The 16480-nt window shown below is 65.9% G+C and carries 17 protein-coding genes; 16 read left to right on the top strand and 1 reads right to left on the bottom strand.

The features are described 5' to 3' along the window. The first annotated feature begins 71 nt into the window (after positions 1–71). Both ABIE08_RS05695 and ABIE08_RS05690 read left to right on the top strand, forming a co-directional pair. Positions 72–332 carry a type II toxin-antitoxin system Phd/YefM family antitoxin gene (locus tag ABIE08_RS05695; protein ID WP_354549367.1) on the top strand — a complete coding sequence of 87 codons (261 nt, stop codon included), beginning with the start codon at positions 72–74 and terminating at the stop codon, positions 330–332. Continuing rightward, positions 332–748 carry a type II toxin-antitoxin system VapC family toxin gene (locus ABIE08_RS05690; protein WP_354549366.1) on the top strand — a complete coding sequence of 139 codons (417 nt, stop codon included), beginning with the start codon at positions 332–334 and terminating at the stop codon, positions 746–748. Before ABIE08_RS05695 ends, ABIE08_RS05690 begins: the two co-directional genes overlap by 1 nt. Here ABIE08_RS05690 and erpA read toward each other — a convergent pair. Next, positions 745–1083, bottom strand: a complete 339-nt coding sequence (erpA, locus tag ABIE08_RS05685; protein ID WP_266332505.1) for an iron-sulfur cluster insertion protein ErpA — start codon at positions 1081–1083, stop codon at positions 745–747. The two genes, ABIE08_RS05690 and erpA, sit on opposite strands and share 4 nt — an antisense overlap. A gap of 110 nt (positions 1084–1193) precedes the next feature. Here erpA and ABIE08_RS05680 point away from each other — a divergent pair, with 110 nt between their 5' ends. The 14 genes from ABIE08_RS05680 to ABIE08_RS05615 all read left to right on the top strand — a co-directional run bounded on the left by ABIE08_RS05680 (position 1194) and on the right by ABIE08_RS05615 (position 15984). Continuing rightward, a complete protein-coding gene (locus tag ABIE08_RS05680; RefSeq protein WP_354549364.1) occupies positions 1194–2411 on the top strand; it encodes a deoxyguanosinetriphosphate triphosphohydrolase in 1218 nt (405 codons plus the stop codon). 46 nt (positions 2412–2457) lie between these two features. Further along, positions 2458–4212 (top strand): arginine--tRNA ligase, encoded by a 1755-nt coding sequence (argS, locus tag ABIE08_RS05675; protein ID WP_354549363.1) that lies wholly within the window; start codon positions 2458–2460, stop codon positions 4210–4212. Positions 4213–4280: 68 nt separating this feature from the next. Beyond that, the gene (locus ABIE08_RS05670; RefSeq protein WP_354549362.1) at positions 4281–6011 is read left to right on the top strand and encodes an SPOR domain-containing protein; all 1731 of its coding nucleotides are present in this window, start codon (positions 4281–4283) and stop codon (positions 6009–6011) included. Between the two features lie 65 nt (positions 6012–6076). After that, complete coding sequence (nagZ, locus tag ABIE08_RS05665; protein ID WP_354549360.1) at positions 6077–7111, top strand: beta-N-acetylhexosaminidase; 1035 nt, start codon at positions 6077–6079, stop codon at positions 7109–7111. A gap of 15 nt (positions 7112–7126) precedes the next feature. Then, positions 7127–7957 carry a segregation and condensation protein A gene (locus ABIE08_RS05660; RefSeq protein ID WP_354549359.1) on the top strand — a complete coding sequence of 277 codons (831 nt, stop codon included), beginning with the start codon at positions 7127–7129 and terminating at the stop codon, positions 7955–7957. Beyond that, positions 7950–8624 (top strand): SMC-Scp complex subunit ScpB, encoded by a 675-nt coding sequence (scpB, locus tag ABIE08_RS05655; protein ID WP_354549358.1) that lies wholly within the window; start codon positions 7950–7952, stop codon positions 8622–8624. Before ABIE08_RS05660 ends, scpB begins: the two co-directional genes overlap by 8 nt. Before the next feature lie 104 nt (positions 8625–8728). Then, positions 8729–9703, top strand: a complete 975-nt coding sequence (locus ABIE08_RS05650) for a TAXI family TRAP transporter solute-binding subunit (RefSeq protein ID WP_354549356.1) — start codon at positions 8729–8731, stop codon at positions 9701–9703. Between the two features lie 73 nt (positions 9704–9776). Beyond that, the gene (locus ABIE08_RS05645) at positions 9777–10892 is read left to right on the top strand and encodes an ABC transporter ATP-binding protein (protein WP_354549355.1); all 1116 of its coding nucleotides are present in this window, start codon (positions 9777–9779) and stop codon (positions 10890–10892) included. Positions 10893–10990: 98 nt separating this feature from the next. Continuing rightward, entirely contained in the window at positions 10991–11224 is a 234-nt protein-coding gene (locus ABIE08_RS05640; protein ID WP_354549354.1) for a twin-arginine translocase TatA/TatE family subunit, read from the top strand. An 82-nt stretch (positions 11225–11306) separates the two neighbouring features. Further along, positions 11307–11972, top strand: a complete 666-nt coding sequence (gene tatB / locus ABIE08_RS05635; RefSeq protein WP_354549352.1) for a Sec-independent protein translocase protein TatB — start codon at positions 11307–11309, stop codon at positions 11970–11972. Further along, the gene (gene tatC, locus ABIE08_RS05630; protein ID WP_354549351.1) at positions 11969–12775 is read left to right on the top strand and encodes a twin-arginine translocase subunit TatC; all 807 of its coding nucleotides are present in this window, start codon (positions 11969–11971) and stop codon (positions 12773–12775) included. Before tatB ends, tatC begins: the two co-directional genes overlap by 4 nt. 219 nt (positions 12776–12994) lie before the next feature. After that, positions 12995–14305 (top strand): serine--tRNA ligase, encoded by a 1311-nt coding sequence (gene serS, locus ABIE08_RS05625; RefSeq protein ID WP_354549349.1) that lies wholly within the window; start codon positions 12995–12997, stop codon positions 14303–14305. A gap of 74 nt (positions 14306–14379) precedes the next feature. Next, positions 14380–15138: a 5'/3'-nucleotidase SurE gene (gene surE, locus ABIE08_RS05620; protein ID WP_354549348.1), complete on the top strand. Its 759-nt coding sequence runs from the start codon at positions 14380–14382 to the stop codon at positions 15136–15138. A 153-nt stretch (positions 15139–15291) separates the two neighbouring features. Next, positions 15292–15984: a protein-L-isoaspartate(D-aspartate) O-methyltransferase gene (locus ABIE08_RS05615; protein WP_354549347.1), complete on the top strand. Its 693-nt coding sequence runs from the start codon at positions 15292–15294 to the stop codon at positions 15982–15984. Positions 15985–16480 lie beyond the last annotated feature (496 nt).

The raw sequence follows: 16480 nt of genomic DNA, 5'->3' as shown, positions 1-16480 counted from the left end.
GCAGCTGTTGGCGTGGATCGTCGCAGGTTCTATATTGGGACCTGCGTAACTCCAGCCACAGGGGCGTCGTCGTGACCACCACCACCCTGACCAGTCGCGAGTTCAATCAGGACACGAGCCGCGCCAGGAAGGCGGCAAACGAGGGACCCGTCATCATCACCGATCGCGGGCGACCGGCGCATGTCCTGCTTTCAATCGAGGAATATCGCCGCCTCACGGGCAAGGGCATGTCGCTGCTGGAGGCGCTGGCCCAGACGGACGAGGGCAGCGACTTTGAGTTTGATCCGCCCAAAATGGGCGGAGGATGGCTCAAGCCTGTCGATTTCGAATAGTGTTCCTTCTCGACACCAACGTCGTTTCAGATTTGCGACGCCCGGAACGTTCAAATCCGAACGTGCAGTCCTGGATTGCCGCGCGCGAGCCTGCGGCACTATTCCTCTCGGCGGTTACGATTCTGGAGCTTGAGATCGGCGCGCGGCGCATCGAGCGACGCGATGTCAAACAGGGCGCTGTTCTGCTCTCGTGGATTGAACGCCAGGTGCTTCCGCTATTTGAAGATCGTATCCTGTCGATCGACCTGCACGTCGCGAAACGATGCGCGCCGCTGCATGTGCCAGATCGTCGAAACGATCGCGACGCTTACATCGCCGCGACGGCTCTGGTTCACGGAATGACTGTGGTGACGCGTAACACAGGCGATTTCGAGGGAACCGGTGTGCCTCTCGTTAATCCCTGGCAGACTCCCTAGAGCGCGAAGCTGGTGCCGCAGCCGCAGGAGGCGGTCGCGTGGGGATTGCGGATCTGGAAGGACTGGCCGATCACGTCATCGACGAAGTCGATCTCGGAGCCGTCCATGTAGGGCAGCGAGATCTGGTCGATCAGCACCGTGGCGCCGTTCTTCTCGATCACCAGATCGTCCTCGGCCCGTTCGGCATCGAGGTCGAAGCCATACTGGAAGCCGGAGCAGCCGCCGCCGGAGACGGTGACGCGCAAGGCCGTGCCGCTCGGTTCCTTCGAAAGGATGCGGGCGATGCGCTTGGCAGCGCGGTCGGACAAGGTGACGTCGAGCGTTTCAGTGGTCATGGCTGCTTCCGAAAATAGGGGTACCCTGCAGGTGCCCGAACCCGATAGTTAGGAATGCGATTGGCGGAGTCAATCGCTGCAGTGCAATGCACGCTGGAAGAGGAGCGTCTATGGAAGGCCAGATCGGCTTCGGCATCGGTCCGCATGCCGCCTTCGCGGTCGATCCCTCGGCAAGCCGCGGTCGCTTGTATCGCGAACCGGAAAGCCCGACGCGCACGCCCTATCAGAGGGATCGCGACCGCATCGTCCATTCCACCGCCTTCCGTCGGCTGAAGGACAAGACGCAGGTTTTCCTGTTCGACGAGGGCGACCATTACCGTACCCGGCTGACGCACACCATCGAGGTGGCGCAGATCGCCCGGGCTCTGGCGCGCGCGCTGCGCCTCGACGAGGACCTCGCCGAGGCGATCGCGCTGTCGCACGATCTCGGCCACACGCCGTTCGGCCATGCCGGCGAGCGGGCGCTGGACCGGATGATGGCAGGGCATGGTGGCTTCGACCACAACGCCCAGAGCCTTCGCGTCGTCACCAAGCTGGAACGGCGCTATCCGCATTTCGACGGGCTGAATCTGTCCTGGGAGGCACTGGAGGGGCTGGTCAAGCATAATGGCCCCCTGGTCGATGCCGAGGGCAGGGGCGTCGGCAGCTATGAGGGCAAGGATCTGCCGGCTGCCATTCTGGCCTATACCGCAGAGCAGGATCTCCAGCTTGCGACCTATGCCTCGGCGGAAGCGCAGGCGGCGGCGATCGCCGACGATATCGCCTATGACGCCCACGATATCGATGACGGATTGCGGGCAGGGCTGCTGACCGTCGACGGCCTGCGTGAGGTCGATTTCCTGCGCGAGATCCTGGATGCGATCGAGGCCGAGCATCCGGGGCTGGAAAAGCCGCGCCTTGTAAACGAGGTGGTTCGCCGCGTCATCACCCGCATGATCGAGGACGTGATCGCGGAAGCATTGCGGCGGCTTGCCGAAACCAATCCGACCTCCGCCGACGCGCTGCGCCATGCCGGGCGGCCTATGATCGCCTTTTCCGGCGGGCTGGTGGCTGCAGACAAGGCCATCAAGACGCATCTGTGGCACAACGTCTATCGCCATACCCGCGTCATGCAGGTGATGACGGCGGCGGAGGGCGTGGTGGAGCGGCTGTTCGAACGCTATTGGCGCGATCCCGACGCGCTGCCGCCGGAGTGGCAGATCGGCCTGGATCCGGTGGATACCGAGCGTCGCGCACGGCGCATTTCCGATTTTCTCGCCGGCATGACCGACCGTTATGCGTTGCGTGAGCATCACCGTCTGTTTGACGCTTCGCCCGATTTGGGTTAGGCGCGCTGCAAGAATTTTCCTTCCGCCCGAAGGGCTGTATCCCGCTATGAATATTTTCCGCGACTTCACCGCACGCGTCACCTCGGCCGTCGAGGTCATCCTGGCCGCGCGCGACAGCGCCCCCGTCGATCTCTCGCGCATCGTCGTCGAGCCGCCGCGCGATGCCGCGCATGGCGACCTCGCGACCAATGCCGCGATGGTGCTGGCCAAGCCCTTGGGCCTCAAGCCCCGCGATCTGGCCGAAGCGATTGCCGGGCGGCTGCGCGACGACGAGGACGTGGCCTCGGTCGAGGTCGCCGGCCCCGGCTTCATCAATCTGACGCTGGCAGCCCCCTATCGGGCCCATGCCCTGAAGTCACTGATCCGGGCTGGCAGTGACTATGGCCGCAGCCGCATCGGCGGCGCCCTCAAGGTCAATGTCGAATATGTCTCGGCCAATCCGACCGGCCCGATGCATGTCGGCCATTGCCGTGGCGCCGTCGTCGGCGACGCGCTGGCCAATCTGCTCGATTGGGGCGGCTACGACGTTACCAAGGAATATTACATCAACGATGCGGGCGGGCAGGTCGACGTGCTCGCCCGCTCCGCCTTCCTGCGCTACCGCGAAGCGCTTGGCGAAGAGATCACCATTCCGGAAGGCCTGTATCCGGGCGACTATCTGAAGCCGGTCGGCGCCGCGTTGGCCGACGTGCATGGCCGCAAGCTCCTCGACATGCCGGAAGCCGAATGGCTGCCGCTCGTCCGTGAGGCGGCGATCAGCGCCATGATGCTGATGATCCGCGACGATCTCGCCCTGCTCAACGTCCATCATGACGTCTTCCTCTCGGAGAAGACGCTGAGCGGCGAGAATGGCGGCAAGATCGGCGCGACGATCGCCGACATGGAGAAGAAGGGCTTCGTCTATAGCGGCACGCTGCCGCCGCCGAAGGGGCAGCTTCCCGACGACTGGGAAGACCGCGAGCAGCTTCTGTTCCGCGCCACCGATGTCGGCGACGACATCGACCGGCCCCTGGTGAAGTCGGACGGCAGCTACACCTATTTCGCCGGCGACGTGGCCTACTTCAAGGACAAGTTCGACCGCGGCTTCCGGCAGATGATCTATGTGCTGGGCGCCGATCACGGCGGCTATGTGAAGCGCCTGCAGGCGGTCGGCCGCGCCATCTCCGGCGGGGCGGCATCGGTCGACGTCCTGCTTTGCCAGCTCGTGAAGCTCTACCGCGCCGGAGAGCCGGTCCGCATGTCGAAGCGCTCCGGAGATTTCGTCACGCTGCGCGACGTGGTTGAGGAAGTCGGCCGTGACGCGGTGCGCTTCATGATGCTCTACCGCAAGAGCGACGCGCCGCTCGATTTCGACTTCCAGAAGGTGACGGAGCAGTCGAAGGACAATCCGGTCTTCTACGTCCAGTATGGCCATGCCCGCGCGGCGTCGATCCTGCGCAACGCGGCGCAGGACCTGCCGGCACTCGACCTCTCCGGCGCGGCCCTTGCCGGCGCGGACCTATCGCTGCTCGACGACGCGGGCGAGATCAGCCTGCAGCGGCGGCTGGCGGAGTTCCCCCGAATCATCGAATCCGCCGCCGAAGCGCATGAGCCGCACCGCGTAGCGTTTTACCTCTACGAACTTGCAGCAGAGTTTCATCAACAGTGGAATCGCGGCAAGGATCTGCCGCAATTACGGTTTATTAACCCTGAACAACCACAGTTGACCGCGGCCCGGCTCGCCCTTGTTCATGCCACAAAGCTGGTGCTGTCATCCGGTTTGCTGGTGCTCGGAGTCGATGCGCCCGAAGAGATGCGGTGAAGTCTCTGCCAGGAGCCTGGCGTCGAATTTTGACGAGCAGCACCGGATGAGGCGGAAAGTGGAGCGCGATGCCAGATCGCTACGATAATTCGTTCTCGCGGCGGCCTGCGCCGCTGGACGGGAACACCGGGCGGCGCAACGAGCCGCCCGCACAGGCTGAAGATGATCCGCTGGTTGAACTGGCCCGCATTGTTTCCGGCAATTCCAGTTTTGACGACATCGTGGGCGGACGGCAGCCTGTCGCGGCGCCCGTGGTGCGGTCGGCGCAGCAGCCGAACGTGCGGGATACGTCATTCGATCTCGAATCCGAACTGATGAACGATCTTCAGACGTCCTTCGATCCGGCGGTTCGCTTGGCGTCTGGCCGTCCGCTCCAGGTCGAGCCGCAGCCCCCGCGTGCGGTGCAGTCGCGCGACGAGGGCTTCGATCACATGCGACTGCGCCCCGGTGCGCCGGCGGCGCCGCCGCAATGGCAGGCGGCCCAGCCGCCGCGCCAGGCCGAGCCGCGCCATCCGCAGCCGGAGCCGCGCTACACGCAGGATCCTTACGTCCAGCCCGCTCTCGAAGAAGAAGATCCCTATGCCGGCACCGCCTATGCCGGTGCGACGGATTATGGTCGCGAGCGTGGACAGCCGGGGCTTCACGCCGGCGGCTATGCGCAGGGCGAGTATCATCCGGGCCAGGAGAATGGCGCCGATGATTATTCGGCCGGCTATGACAACGAATATGGCGACGATCCCAACGCCAGTTATGAGGACGACAGCTACGACGAGCGCCATGCCCGCGCGGAGCGCTTTGCCGAGCCGCGCCGTTCGCGCAAGGGTCTGGTCATCGCTGCCGTCGCGCTTGGCGTCGTGCTCGCTGGCGGCCTCGGCGCGCTTGCGCTGAAGGGTGGCAGCGGCTCGTCCAGCGATGGCGCGCCGCGCGTCATCGCTGCCGACGAGGGCCCGACCAAGGTGCAGCCCGCCGCGACCCCGGGGGACACCGAAGTCGCGCAGAACAAGCTGATCTACGATCGCGCAAGCCCGGAACTGGCGGGAGACGAACAGCTCGTTCTTCCCGACGACGGACCGATCGACGAAGCGCCGGCCTCGAACGAATCCCCGGCCAGCCGCGAGATCGCACGCATCATCCTTCCCGGCGCCCCTGGCGATGCCTCCAATCCGTCGTCGATCGACGATCTGGCCGGCGGCGCAGCGGCCACGCCGGCCGCGCCGAGCGACGCGGATGCCGGCCCGCGCAAGGTTCGCACCGTCGTGGTGAAGCCGGACGGCACGATCATTTCGAGCGAGGCGCAGCCCCGCACCGCCGGTGCGCCGACGGATACGTCGGCGCCTGCGCGGTCGGCCACGCCGGTTGCGACCACCCCGGAAGCCGCCGCACCCGTGGACGAGCCCGTCCAGACGGCCGATGCGGAGCCCGAGGCTCCTGCCGCCGCTACGCCGCCCAAGGATGTGTCGCAGCTGGCGGCTCCGGCCGCCGCACCCGCCAAGCCGCGGGTCCAGCCGGCCGCTGCCGCGCCGGCTGCCGCAACCCGCGCGCCCACCTCGGGCGGGTTCGTCGTCCAGGTCGCGTCGCAGCGGACCGAAGAGGCGGCGATTGCCTCTTACAAGGCGATGCAGCGCAAGTTCTCGAGCGTGTTCGGGTCGCAGGAGCCGAATGTCGTCCGTGCCGATCTCGGCGCCAAGGGCATCTACTACCGTGCCCGCGTCGGTCCGATGGCGACCCGCGACCAGGCCGTCTCGTTCTGCGAGAGCCTTCGGGCCGCCGGCGGCGATTGCATCGTCCAGAAGAACTGACCCTGACAAGCGGCGGATCCCATCCGCCGCTTGCGGTCCGCCCAGCAAGCAGCTAAGGCCGAAGCATGACCGCCAAAGCATTTATTTCGGGCTGCGCGGGGCGCAGCCTTACGGCCGATGAAATCGCGTTCTTCCGCGACGAGCGGCCATGGGGCCTCATCCTTTTCAAGCGCAATATTGGAACGCCGGAAGAGGTCTGCGATCTCGTCGCAACCTTCCGCGACATCCTCGATGATCCAGACCGGCCGGTCCTGATCGATCAGGAGGGCGGCCGCGTCCAGCGGGTCGCCCCGCCGCATTGGCGCAACCGCCCGGCGGCTCGTTTCGCCGGCGACCTCTATGCCGCCGACCAGGCTGCCGGACGCCGCATGGCCTGGCTGCACGGCCGGCTGATCGCCTCCGACCTGATCGATCTCGGCATCACGGTCGATTGCGTTCCCGTGCTCGATGTCGGGACCGCGCACACCCATCCCGCCATCGGCAACCGCGCCTATGCCGAGGAGGCCGAGATCGTTTCGATCCTCGGGCGCGCCACCGCCGACGGCCTTGCCGCCGGTGGCGTACTGCCGGTGGTCAAGCACATGCCCGGCCACGGCCGCGCGACGGTCGACAGCCATCTAAGTCTGCCGGTGGTCGAAGCCAGCCTCGCGACCCTCGAACGGTCGGACTTCGTGCCCTTCAAGGCGCTGAACGACCTGCCGATGGCGATGACGGCTCATATCGTCTTCACCGCCGTCGATCCGGAGCGCCCGGCTACGACGTCGCCCATCGTCGTCGAGCAGATCATTCGCGGCCGGATTGGCTTCGACGGGCTGCTGATGAGCGACGATCTCTCGATGAAGGCGCTGGGCGGCGATTATGCCAGCCGCGCGGCGGCGGTCCTTTCCGCCGGCTGCGACATGGTCCTGCACTGCAACGGCGTCATGGAAGAGATGACGGACGTGGCGCGCTCGGTTCCCGAACTGACGGGCAGGGCGGCGGAACGGGCCGCCGCGGCCCGTGCCGCGCGCAAGCCGCCGCATCCGCTGGACCGCGAGGCGGCGGAGGCGGAGTATGCCACCCTCGCCGAGCGGGCCGGCTGGCCGCCGGCGGTCGCCTGAGGCAGGATCGATCCGATGGCCGCGACCCGCGACAAGGACGGCCAGAGCGAACTCTGGGAGATGCAGGAAGCGCCGGACCGCAAGGAGGGCGATTCCGCCCTCGTCGTCGATGTTGATGGCTTTGAAGGACCGCTCGACCTGCTTCTGGCACTCGCGCGCACCCAGAAAGTCGATCTCGCCAAGATCTCGATCCTGGCGCTGGCGGAACAATATCTCGCCTATATCGAGCAGTTGCGTCAGCTCCGCCTCGAACTCGCGGCCGATTATCTGGTCATGGCCGCCTGGCTGGCCTATCTGAAATCCCGGTTGCTGCTGCCGGCGCCTTCGCCGGACGAGGAGCCGAGCGGCGAAGAGATGGCGGCCGCGCTGGCATTCCGTCTTCGCCGCCTGGAAGCGATGCGCGATGCCGCCGCGAAGCTGGTCAACCGCGACCGGCTTGGCCGCGAGGTGTTTCCGCGTGGCATGCCCGAGCCGGTCGAGGTCATCCAGCACAGCGACTATGCCGCCACGCTCTACGATCTGCTGACGGCCTATGCCTCGCAACGCCAGCGCCAGATGGTGTCGGTGGTGCATGTGCGGCGGCGCCAGGTCTGGTCGCTGGCCGAGGCACGCGAAGTGCTAACGCGGATGATCGGCAGCATCGCCGACTGGACGCCGGTGGACATGTTCCTTTCGCCCTGGATCCAGACGCCGGAAATGCGGGCCACCGTGCTCGCCAGCTCCTTCAGCGCCAGCCTGGAGCTGGTGCGGGAGGGCAGGGTGGAATTGCGCCAGACCGCGCCCTTCGCGTCGCTCTACATGCGCGACCGGGACCGCGACGGCGCGGAGGTGAAGAACGATGCCTGAATTCGGAAATCTCACATCGCTTGCCCCGGAAGAGCGCCGGATGGCGCTGCGCATGGTGGAGGCGATGCTGTTTGCCAGCGCGCAGCCCCTGGGCGCCCGCGAGATCGCCGCGCGCCTGCCGGAGGGCAGCGACGTCGAAGCCCTGATCCGCGAGCTGGAGCACGTCTATTCGGGGCGCGGCGTCAATCTGGTCCAGGTGGCGGGTAAGTACATGTTCCGCACCGCCAGCGATCTGGCCTTCCTGCTGCAGCGGGATGCGGGCGACCAGAAGAAGCTCTCGCGCGCCGCGCTCGAGACGCTGGCCATCATCGCCTACCACCAGCCCGTGACGCGCGCCGAGATCGAAGAGATCCGCGGCGTCTCGATCTCCAAGGGCACGCTCGACGTGCTGATGGAAGCCGGCTGGATCAAGATGCGCGGTCGCCGCCGCACGCCGGGCCGTCCCGTGACCTATGGCACGACGGAGACCTTCCTGGTGCATTTCGGGCTGGAGGCGATCGGCGACCTGCCCGGCCTCGATGAGCTCAAGGGCGCCGGGTTGCTCGACGGGCGGATCCCGCCCGGCTTCTCCGTGCCGGAGCCGCGCGATGGCGACGCGCTGCGCGACGACGAGGACCCGCTCGATCCCGACGATCTGCTGGCGGCAGGCCTCAGCGAGCACGATTAAGCCTGTCCAGCGCTTCCGCTTGCGTCAGCCTGTCCCGCGCCTATGCTGCCGCTACGAAAGGTCTGCCCGGGGAGGTGGCCTGCGATCCGCCTGGGGAGGCCGCGTTGTCCAACATATCCATCAGCCGTCGTCGATTGTTCGCCATCGGGGCCGGGGCGGCCGGGATGGCCGTCCTGCCAGCCCTTGTCCAGGCCGCGTCGCCGATGCGAGCGTGGATCGTCACCGGTGGCAAGGGTGGCGTGTTCTATCCCTATGGCCAGGGGCTCGCCGAGGTCCTGTCCTCGGCCCATTTCGACTCCAAAGCCGAGGCGACCGGCGGCTCTGTCGACAATGCCCGGCTGGTCCAAGCCGGCAAGGCCGACATCGGTTTCTCGACGGTCGATTCGGCTTATGACGCCCTTCACGGCACCGGCGCCTACGCCAAGGACGGCAAGCTCGACCTGCGCGTTCTGGCCGTGCTGTACGATTCGTACCTGCACGTCGTCGCCAGCCGGGAATCCGGCATCGCGAGCATCGCCGACCTCAAGGGCAAGCGCGTATCGATCGGCTCGGCAGGGTCGTCGACCGAGGCGATCGCCGACCGGGTGCTGGAGGCGGCCGGCATCGATCCGGCAAGCGGCGTGACGCGCGCCAATCTCGGCGTTGCCGAATCCGCTGTGGCCCTGAAGGACGGAAAAATCGACGCGTTCTTCTGGATCGGCGGCGTGCCGACCGCCGCCGTCGCGGAACTGGCCTCGGCCGGCAAGCCCGCGATCACCTTCGTGCCCACCGGCGTGCAACACGCGGCGATCGACAGGAAGTATCCGGGCCTCTACCGCGAACTCACCTTGCCGAAATCGGCCTATGCCGGAATGACGGCCAACGTGCCGAGCCTGGGCGTCGCCAATGTGCTGATCGTATCCGCGAGCGCGACGGATGATTTCGTCACCGCTGTGCTGACCGGGATCTTCGATAATCTCGACGCCGTGCACAAGGTGCACCCCGAGGCCGCACGGCTGGCGCTCGACCGCGCGGCGTCCACCACCGCCGTGCCGTTCCATCCCGCGGCCACGGCCTTCTACAAGGCCAGGGGCGCCTGATCGGCGCGGCCTCGTCGGCGCCATCCGAAAGGTCGAACTCGACGGCGGCGGCATCAGACGCTAAACCGCTCGCATGAGCGCAAGCACGCAATGGATCGAACGGACCGCCTGGGGGCGTCGCGGCACGGCAGGTGTCACGATCGCAGCCCGGCTCGGTTTCGAAGGGGTCACGCACCACTATGGCGACGCGCCGTCGCTGCGGGGCATCAATCTGCACGTGGAGCCGGGGGAGGTCGTCTGCCTCCTGGGCCGGTCGGGCTGCGGCAAGACGACGCTTCTGCGCGTCACGGCCGGGCTCGAGCGTCCCTCCGGCGGCCGCATCACGGTCAATGGCAGGGAGATGGCGAGCGCGTCGGTATTCGTGCCGCCCGAGAAGCGCGGCGTCGGCCTGATGTTCCAGGATTATGCGCTATTTCCGCACATGACGATCCTGAAGAACGTCATTTACGGCCTCAATGATCTTCCCCGCGCCGAAGCCGAGCGCCAGGGCCGCCACGCGCTGGCCCGCGTCGGCCTGGACGGGTACGCCTCCGCCCATCCGCACGCGCTTTCCGGCGGCGAGCAGCAGCGCGTGGCGCTGGCGCGCGCGATCGCGCCGCGCCCCTCCATGCTGCTGATGGATGAGCCATTTTCCGGCCTGGACAAGCGGCTGCGCGACCATGTCCGCGAGGAGACGATGGCGATCATCCGCGAGACGCGGGCGACCTGCATCATCGTCACGCACGACCCGGAAGAGGCGATGCGCATGGGTGACCGTATCGCGCTGATGCGCGGCGGCCAATTGCTGCAGGTGGGTACGCCGCGCCACCTTTATGAGCATCCGGTCGATCTCTACGCGGCCCGTTTCTTCTCGGAATTGAACGAGTTCGAGGCGAGCGCCAAGGGCGGACGCGTCGAGACGCCGATCGGCAGTTTCGGCGCGCGCGGCCATGCGGACGGCACCACCATGTCGATCGGCGTGCGGCCGCAGGGCGTCGGATTTGCCATTGCTGGCGACGGGGTGCCGGGACGGATCGTCGGGCACCAGTTTCTGGGCGAAGTCGACCTGCTCAGCGTGGCCGTCGACGGCATCGACGTACCGATCCGGATGCGCACGCGCGACAACACCACGCCTTATGTGGTCGGCAGCACGGTGTGGCTCAGCATAGACCGACGCGACGTCCTCGTGTTTGCGAAACCGGCCGAATAACCCTACATGCGGGTAAGATGGTTGGTTGCGGGCGAAAGATCCGTCTGCGATAGTCCCCCACCAAACGCATAGCGCGTGATTTTTGTGGAGATGAGTTGATGGGTTCTTTCAGCATCTGGCACTGGCTTATCGTGCTGGTGATCGTCCTCCTGCTCTTCGGCAAGGGGAAGATTTCGGATGTGATGGGTGACATGGCGAAGGGCGTCAAGAGCTTCAAGAAGGGGCTTGCCGACGACGACGAACCCACCACCACCACCACGAAGCCTGTGATCGACAACAAGCCTTCCGATGTCGTTTCGTCGAATACCGACGAGAAGACCCGCGCCAGCTAAGTCCTGAACAAGGGCCGGGAAGCTGCTCCGCCGCCGCGCTCCTTGAGCGCGGATCGCAGGGCAGGCCAATCGGTGTGAGAGTATGCTGGATATCGGTTGGAGCGAAATTCTCGTCATCGCAGTCGTGGCGATCGTCGTGGTGGGTCCGAAGGACCTGCCGCCGATGCTGCGGGCCCTTGGACGTACCATTTCCAAGATGCGCAGGATGGCGGGCGAATTTCAGGGTCAGTTCAACGAGGCGCTCAAGGAAGCCGAGCTCGACGACGTCAAGAAGTCGTTTGACGAGCTTCGCGGCCTGAACCCGATGAACGACATCAAGAACAGCCTGAACCCGCTTTCGGGTCCGATGGCCAAGCCGTCACCCTCGCCGGTCCCGCCGGCGGCCGACCAGCCGGCGCAGCTTCTGACGGCGACGGATATCGAGCCGGCCGCGCCGCTCGAGGCCCCGCCATCGGTTGCTAGCGCTGAACCCGTTGTCGTGCCGAAGCCCAAGCGCGCTGCCGCCCGCAAGCCGGATGCTGCGACGGGTGAAGGCGATGCGCCGAAGCCGCGTGCTTCGCGAGCCAAGCCCAAGCCGGTCAATGGCGAGGATGCCGATGCTGCGAAACCGGCGCCGCGCGTCCGCAAGCCGAAGCCAGCGGTGGTAGCAAGCCCGGCCGCCGTCGAGGCACCGGTCTCCAGCGCCAGCGTTCCCGCTGCCATCGAGCCGCCGGCCGTCGCCAGCGTGACTGAAGAGCCCAAGACATGAGCGACAAGCCTTCGGCCGAAGACGACATCGAAGCCAGCCGCATGCCGCTCATGGAGCATTTGATTGAGTTGCGCTCGCGACTGATCAAGACTCTGGCCGCGGTGCTCGTCGCCTTCCTGCTCTGCTTCTATTTCGCCGGCACGATCTACAACATCCTGGTCATCCCCTATGAGTGGGCGGTCGGCCCGGCGCAGGACGTCAAGCTCATCTACACGGCGCCGCAGGAATTCTTCCTGACGCAGATGAAGCTGGCGCTCTATGGCGCGGTGTTCATTGCATTCCCCGTGATTGCAATGCAGATCTACAAGTTCGCGGCGCCGGGCCTCTACAAGCATGAGAAGCGGGCCTTCGTGCCCTACCTGATCGCTACCCCGATCCTGTTCGTGACGGGTGCGGCGCTCGTCTATTTCCTGATCCTGCCGATGGCGCTGCACTTCTTCCTGTCGTTCCAGCAGACGAGCGGCGACGGCAAGGCGCAGATCGAGGCACTGTTCAAGGTCAACGAGTATCTCGGTCTGATCATGACCCTGACGCTCGCTTTCGGCATCGTGTTCCAGCTTCCGGTGGTCCTCACGCTGCTGGGCCGCGCCGGAATCGTCTCGAGCCAGATGCTGCGGGCCAAGCGGCGCTATGCGATCGTGCTCGCCTTCGTCGTGGCCGCCGTGCTGACGCCGCCGGACATGATCAGCCAGATCTCGCTCGCCATCCCGGCCATGCTGCTCTACGAATTGTCGATCCTTTCGGTGCGCATGGTCGAGCGCAAACGCGCCGAAGCCGCGGCGGACGAGGCCGAGACGGAGTAGCGACACGCCTTTGCAAGTGTCTTGGAGCCACGCCTTCCCCTTGGGATCGCGTGGCTCTTTTCGTTTCTGGCGTCGCCGGGAGCCGGTTTCCGTCCAATCTCCGGCTGCGTGCAGCGCTGCCGGGTTGATCCTTCGCCAGTCTCCCACTATCCGTCATCCGGCGAATGCTTTGCTCCTTCGCGGCCGGGACAACGGCCGCCTTCTCTTCGAGGCACGATCATGCTCGACATCAAATGGATCCGTGACAACCCTGACGCGCTCGACCGCGCGCTCGCCAGTCGTGGAGCCGAGCCGATCTCGTCGAAGCTGATCGCGCTGGACGAGGCGCGCCGCGCCCATATCGTCCAGGTCCAGGCGGCCCAGGAACGCCGCAACGCCGCCTCCAAGGAGATCGGCAAGGCCAAGGCCGCCAAGGACGAGGAAACCGCCCAGCGGCTGATGGCCGAGGTCTCCACCATCAAGGAGTTCCTCGCTCATGCCGAGGAGACGGAGCGCCGTCTCAACAAGGAGCTCGACGACGCGCTGGCGGTGATCCCGAACACGCCGCTCGAGGACGTGCCGGTCGGTGCCGACGAGCACGACAACGTTCCCTATTTCGGTCGCAACCAGACGGAAGCGCAGGCTGCCGCGGCGCGTCCGAAGAAGCGGGACCTTCCCTTTGCCGCCAAAGAGCATTTCGAGATCGGCGAAGCGCTTGGGTTGATGGATTTCGAAACCGCTGCCAAGCTTTCCGGGAGCCGTTTCGTCGTGCTCAAGGGGCAGCTCGCCCGGATGGAGCGCGCGATCGGCCAGTTCATGCTCGACGTGCACACCGGCGAGCACGGCTACACCGAGGTGCAGCCGCCGCTGCTGGTCAAGGACGACGCGCTCTACGGAACGGCGCAGCTGCCGAAATTCGCCGAGGACCTGTTCAAGGCCGGCGAGCAACATTGGCTGATCCCGACCGCCGAGGTGCCGCTGACCAATCTGGTGCGCGAATCCATCCTCGACGAAAAGGAGCTGCCGCTGCGCTTCACGGCGCTGACGCCCTGTTTCCGTTCGGAGGCGGGCTCGGCGGGCCGCGACACGCGCGGCATGCTGCGCCAGCACCAGTTCAACAAGGTGGAGCTGGTCTCGATCACCACGCCGGAAACCTCGATCGACGAGCATGAGCGCATGCTCTCCTGCGCCGAGACCGTGCTGAAGAAGCTCGACCTGCATTACCGCGTCATGACGCTCTGCACGGGCGACATGGGTTTCGGCTCGCGCAAGACCTATGACATCGAGGTCTGGCTGCCGGGGCAGGACGCCTATCGCGAGATTTCCTCCGTCTCGGTGTGCGACGATTTCCAGGCCCGGCGCATGAATGCGCGCTATCGCCTCGGCGGCGCCGAAAAGGGCAACCGTTTCGTCCACACGCTGAATGGCTCGGGCACCGCGGTCGGCCGCGCGCTGATCGCCATCATCGAGAACTATCAGAACGAGGACGGCACCATCACCGTGCCGGCGGTGCTGAAGCCCTATATGGGCGGCCTGGACAAGGTCGGCTGAGGGCCTCCCGGCCCCATGGCGGTCCGATCCCGGGTGTGAGCAACGATCCCTGAACAGCGAAGGCTGACCCAGACATGCGTATCCTGATCACCAATGATGACGGCATCCACGCACCCGGACTTGCCGTGCTGGAGCGCATCGCGCGGACCCTGTCCGACGATGTCTGGGTCGTTGCCCCGGAAACCGACCAGTCGGGCCTCGCGCACTCGCTGACGCTGAACGATCCGCTGCGGCTGCGCGAGGTTTCCGAGCAGACCTTTGCCGTGCGCGGCACGCCGACCGATTGCGTCATCATGGCCGTCCGCAAGGTGCTGGATCGGGCGCCGGACCTGGTGCTCTCCGGCGTCAATGCCGGCCAGAACGCCGCCGACGACGTGACCTATTCGGGCACGGTCGCCGGCGCGATCGAGGGAACGCTGCTCGGTATTCCGTCGATTGCCCTGAGCCAGGCCTATGAAGCCGTCGACGGCAAGCGAGTCATCCCGTGGGAGACCGTCGAGGCGCATGCCCCGCGCATCCTGCAGAAGCTGGTCGCGCATGGCTGCCCGCGCGGTGTGCTCTACAATCTCAATTTCCCGAACACCGCGCCCGGCCTCGTCGCCGGTGTCGAGGTGACGTCGCAGGGCGTCGTCACGCATGGCCTCAGCGTCGATGAGCGTCACGATGGCCGCGGCAATCCCTATTTCTGGCTCAAGCATCAGCGCGTCGCCGAGGAGCATGCGGCGGGAACCGACGTCAACGCCATCCGGCGCGGCGTCATCTCGGTCACGCCGCTGCGCATCGACATGACTGCCTACGACCAGGCGCATGAGCTGAAAGCGCTGTTCGACTAGGCGCTTTTGGGGCTCTCCGGCCGAACGGGCGGCCGGGGCGGCCTTGATCTGCCCCGAAATGACGCAAAATCGTCGCCAGCGCTGCGCGCAATAAGACGCCGTTTACCACCTTGCCTGCATGAGTAGGGCTCAGAAGGCGAGGGCGCGTAGCGTATGGCACTCGAGGCAGTTCAGTTTCATCCGACCGAGTTCGAAGCGTTCGACGACAATCTCGTTCCGATCGCCCAGTTCCTGCTGCGGCTTCGCCAGTTCGGCATCATGGATCGCCGTATGGTGGATGCCTTTGAATCCATTCCCCGACCGCTCTTCCAGCCGAAAGACGCCAAGCGCGGTCCGCTGTTTGGCGAGCGGCCGCAGCCGATCGATTGCGGGCAACTCGACACGCCGCCGATTCTCGCGGCGCGGATGATCGAGGCGCTGGCGCCGACGACGCGCTGCCGGGTTCTCGAGGTGGGCACCGGCACGGGCTATCTCGCCGCCGTCCTGTCGCGGCTTTCCCGGCGCGTCTATACCGTCGACCGCTTCCGTACCCTCGCCGCGGCGGCGCAGGCTCGGTTCGAGATGCTCCGCATCGCCAACATCACCTCGGTGTTCGGCGATGGCCTCGACGGCTGGCCGGAGAAGGGGCCTTTCGATCGAATCATTTCCTCGGCCTCGGCCGCGTCGGTTCCGCCCGCTTTCGTCGAAGCGCTGAGCACGAGCGGTACGCTGGTGATGCCGATCGGTCCAGATGACGGAATCCAGACGATCACCCGCTTCATTCGGGTCGACCGCCAGTTGGTCGCAACCCCGATCTGCCCGGTCCGCATGGTGCCGCTGATCCGGGGCAAGGCCGCCAGGCTTTAGAACCACGCCTGCTATCGCGACTCGTTTCCATGGTCTTTGCGAGATTTTGCGCCGCTCGTCCCGCGTGCGTCGGATCCGTCGCGGTGCCGTCTCCTTCGCATGGCGCGGAATTGCCTCTCGCTTCGAATTCGGCGTGCAATGCCGGGCGTGGATATCTTAACCGCCCCGCTCGACGGCTGCCGCGCGGAATGCGGCGGAAGCGCGGGATTCTGTGGGTGGCGTCTTCGTTTTTACAGGATGCCGACGAAGTTTCCCGTCGTGCTTAAGCCTTTATCAACGTTACCAGCGTTTATTGGCGTCATGTGTGGTGTGGCGTTGCGAGTAGGCTCGATGTGCAGAAATGCTTCCTCTTTTCGGTCTCGGACTCTCTCTCAGGTTGCGGTCATTGCGCTCCTTTCGGGGCTGACCGCGGCCTGCAGCGCTGACGGTTCGCGCTACGGTTCGATCTTTACCGGCAGCACCGCAAACCAGAAGCAGATCATCGGCGGTTCGCAGC

It is taken from the genome of Kaistia defluvii (assembly GCF_040548815.1).
In the GTDB taxonomy this organism is placed as follows: domain Bacteria; phylum Pseudomonadota; class Alphaproteobacteria; order Rhizobiales; family Kaistiaceae; genus Kaistia; species Kaistia defluvii_A.
The sequence above is the reverse complement of the archived record's forward strand: the minus strand, read 5'-3'. Positions and strand labels throughout refer to the sequence as shown.

What these genes read in the sequence shown, in the direction of transcription:
- erpA (WP_266332505.1), bottom strand. Translation starts at nt 1,083, where the DNA reads ATGACCACTGAAACGCTCGACGTCACCTTGTCCGACCGCGCTGCCAAG.
- ABIE08_RS05680 (WP_354549364.1), top strand. Translation starts at nt 1,194, where the DNA reads ATGGAAGGCCAGATCGGCTTCGGCATCGGTCCGCATGCCGCCTTCGCG.
- argS (WP_354549363.1), top strand. Translation starts at nt 2,458, where the DNA reads ATGAATATTTTCCGCGACTTCACCGCACGCGTCACCTCGGCCGTCGAG.
- ABIE08_RS05670 (WP_354549362.1), top strand. Translation starts at nt 4,281, where the DNA reads ATGCCAGATCGCTACGATAATTCGTTCTCGCGGCGGCCTGCGCCGCTG.
- nagZ (WP_354549360.1), top strand. Translation starts at nt 6,077, where the DNA reads ATGACCGCCAAAGCATTTATTTCGGGCTGCGCGGGGCGCAGCCTTACG.
- ABIE08_RS05660 (WP_354549359.1), top strand. Translation starts at nt 7,127, where the DNA reads ATGGCCGCGACCCGCGACAAGGACGGCCAGAGCGAACTCTGGGAGATG.
- scpB (WP_354549358.1), top strand. Translation starts at nt 7,950, where the DNA reads ATGCCTGAATTCGGAAATCTCACATCGCTTGCCCCGGAAGAGCGCCGG.
- ABIE08_RS05645 (WP_354549355.1), top strand. Translation starts at nt 9,777, where the DNA reads ATGAGCGCAAGCACGCAATGGATCGAACGGACCGCCTGGGGGCGTCGC.
- ABIE08_RS05640 (WP_354549354.1), top strand. Translation starts at nt 10,991, where the DNA reads ATGGGTTCTTTCAGCATCTGGCACTGGCTTATCGTGCTGGTGATCGTC.
- tatB (WP_354549352.1), top strand. Translation starts at nt 11,307, where the DNA reads ATGCTGGATATCGGTTGGAGCGAAATTCTCGTCATCGCAGTCGTGGCG.
- tatC (WP_354549351.1), top strand. Translation starts at nt 11,969, where the DNA reads ATGAGCGACAAGCCTTCGGCCGAAGACGACATCGAAGCCAGCCGCATG.
- serS (WP_354549349.1), top strand. Translation starts at nt 12,995, where the DNA reads ATGCTCGACATCAAATGGATCCGTGACAACCCTGACGCGCTCGACCGC.
- surE (WP_354549348.1), top strand. Translation starts at nt 14,380, where the DNA reads ATGCGTATCCTGATCACCAATGATGACGGCATCCACGCACCCGGACTT.
- ABIE08_RS05615 (WP_354549347.1), top strand. Translation starts at nt 15,292, where the DNA reads ATGGCACTCGAGGCAGTTCAGTTTCATCCGACCGAGTTCGAAGCGTTC.